We start from the raw sequence: 2,377 nt of genomic DNA, 5'->3' as shown, positions 1-2,377 counted from the left end.
GCCGGGTGCGCTCGCTCTGCAGCCCGCTGTCCCAGATCTCCTTCTCCGGTGCCATCTCGACGCCGCTCAGGCCGCCAGGATGATCAGGATCAGGGCGATCACCGCCACCGCCGCCACGCCGTACCCGAAGACGGCCGCGAGCGCGGGCGGCGGCAGCGGCGCCTGCTGGCGCAGGGCGCGCTGGATGTGACGCCAGCGCGGGTAGGCCATGCCCGCCGCCAGCGCGGAGAGCGTCACGAGCACGATGGCCAACGCGGTACGGATCCACGGCACGAACACGTGCGGCGGCACGGCCGCCATGGCCACCCCACCCGCGCTGAGCGCCAGCGCCGTGCTCAGCCAGGTGAGGAAGGTGCGTTCGTTGGCCAAGGTAAAACGCGGGTCGGGTTCCATAGGAAAAACGGTAGTTCGTCCCCATTTCCCCTAGAGAAGCCGGGATTCAGCCGGTGCAGGCCTTGGTCACCTTCTCCACGTAGGCCGCGCTCTCGGTGGCGACCTTCTGTGCCGCGTCCACGGCGTCGTTGACGTTCTTGACGCTGATGCCGCTCAGCGTCTTGGCCAGGTCATCGGAGGCCTGCTTGATCGTGGTGTTGGCGGCTTTGTCGGCGATGTCGTTGAGCTTGGCCGCGGCGTCGTCGAGGGCCTTGTCCATGGCCTTGGGGTCATCGGTGAGCTTGGTGACCTGGGCGCCCAGCTCCGTGACGATCTTCGGGGCTTCGATGCACGCCTGGGCCTTGTCGATGGTGTTGTTGACCTCGCCACATCCCGCGGCGAAGACACACACGGCGAAGGCGGCCAGAGGGACGAACCGGCTCTTGAGGAGTCGCATGCTTCGACCCTACCCAACGCATTCCAAGGGATTCCTTGACATCTGCCGGGCGCGCCGCCCAAGATTCCAAGCATGTCTTTGGAATCTTCGCGGCGACGGCTGCTCGACGACGCGGCGGCGATGCGGGCGTTCGCGCATCCGGTGCGGCTGGCGCTGCACGAGCTGCTGCTGAGGGCGGGCGCCATGACCGCCGCCGACGCCGGGCGGGAGGTCGGCATCAGCCAGGCGCTGGCCTCCTACCACCTGCGGCAGCTGGCCAAGTACGGCTTCGTGGAGCAGGCGGAGGCCAGGGACGAGCGCGAGCGGCCGTGGAAGGTGACCGAGACCGTCCAGGACTGGGACGACGGCGCGACGGCGGAGCAGGCGGCCGCCCGGAGCCTGCTGGAGCAGGTCATCGCCGAGCGGGCCCTGTCGCGACTGGTCGAATGGCAGCAGCACCGGCACGACGAGCCCGGGGCGTGGCGACGGATCGGCGGCGTCGGCAACACGTACCTCTACGCCACGCCGGACGAGGTGACGGCGGTGAGCGCCGCCATCGCTGAGCTGCTCGGGCCGCTGATGGCGCGCGTCGACGACCCGTCGGCGCGTCCCGGGGACGCCCGCCCGGTGCTGCTGACCCAGGTCGTGGTCCCCCTGCCTCCCACCGGCTCCGGTGACTGAGACCCGGCCCGCCGAAGGGGTCTGGGCGCTGGTGGGCGGCAACCGGGATTACCGGCGGTTGCTCCTCGCCGGGCTGATCTCGCAGACCGGCGACTGGGTGGTCGGCACCGGCCTGGCCTTCTACGTCTACCGGCTGACCGGCTCGACGTTGTCCACCGCGATCATGCTGCTGGTCTCGCGGCTGCCCGACGTCGTGCTCGGGTCCGTGGCCGGGATGCTGGCCGACCGGTGGGACCGCCGCCGGCTGCTGGTCGTCACCGACGTGCTGCTCGCACTCGGGCTGCTGCCGCTGCTCGCCGTACGGGAGCCGGCCCAGGTGTGGATCGTGTACGCCGTCGCCCTGTGGACCGGCGTCCTGAGCACGGTGCTCACACCCGCGCAGAGGGCGCTCGTGCCCCAGATCGTGGCGGAGTCCCAGCTCCTACGGGCCAATGCCCTGCACAGTCAGACCGGCCAGGTCGCCCGCCTGCTGGGTGCGATACTGGGCGGGATCGCCGTCAGCGCCGGAGGGCCGGCCGCGGTCGTCCTGATCGACCTGGGTAGCTTCCTGATCTCCGCGATCCTGCAGGCCACGCTCCGGACACCAGGACGCTCCGCGAAAGCGGCCACGTTGGGCGGGCAGTGGGTCGCCGGGCTGCGCCTGGCCGCGCGCGACGGGGGCGTTCGCCTGCTGGTGGCGTACATGGTGATCACGGGGCTGGGCGAGGGGATCTTCGCCACGCTCGCGGCGCCCTTCGTCTCGGACGTGCTCGGTGGCGACGGCGACGCGTACGGGCTGTTCCTGTCCGTGCAGGCGGTGGGCGGGATCGCCGGCGGGCTCGTGGTCGCACTCCATCCGGGCCGCGCCGTCCCGCGGGTGCTGCTGGGCGGCGCGACGGTCGTCTTCGG

The 2,377-nt window shown here is 71.1% G+C and carries 4 protein-coding genes; 2 read left to right on the top strand and 2 right to left on the bottom strand.

Features of this window, described 5'->3' with window-relative positions; all coding sequences use genetic code 11:
* Positions 1-66: 66 nt before the first annotated feature.
* The gene (locus AB0J09_RS62535) at positions 67-393 is read right to left on the bottom strand and encodes a DUF202 domain-containing protein (RefSeq protein ID WP_360713685.1); all 327 of its coding nucleotides are present in this window, start codon (positions 391-393) and stop codon (positions 67-69) included.
* A 46-nt stretch (positions 394-439) separates the two neighbouring features.
* Positions 440-829, bottom strand: a complete 390-nt coding sequence (locus AB0J09_RS62530) for a hypothetical protein (RefSeq protein ID WP_360713683.1) — start codon at positions 827-829, stop codon at positions 440-442.
* A gap of 72 nt (positions 830-901) precedes the next feature.
* On the opposite strand from AB0J09_RS62530, the gene AB0J09_RS62525 reads away from it, so the two are divergent.
* Positions 902-1,489, top strand: coding sequence for a helix-turn-helix domain-containing protein (locus AB0J09_RS62525; protein ID WP_360713681.1), 588 nt, complete (start codon positions 902-904; stop codon positions 1,487-1,489).
* A partial coding sequence (locus AB0J09_RS62520) for an MFS transporter (RefSeq protein ID WP_360713679.1) occupies positions 1,482-2,377 on the top strand: 896 nt, incomplete at its 3' end. The genes AB0J09_RS62525 and AB0J09_RS62520, both read left to right, overlap by 8 nt.

The organism is Nonomuraea sp. NPDC049784 (assembly GCF_040659615.1).
In the GTDB taxonomy this organism is placed as follows: domain Bacteria; phylum Actinomycetota; class Actinomycetes; order Streptosporangiales; family Streptosporangiaceae; genus Nonomuraea.
The sequence above is the reverse complement of the archived record's forward strand: the minus strand, read 5'-3'. Positions and strand labels throughout refer to the sequence as shown.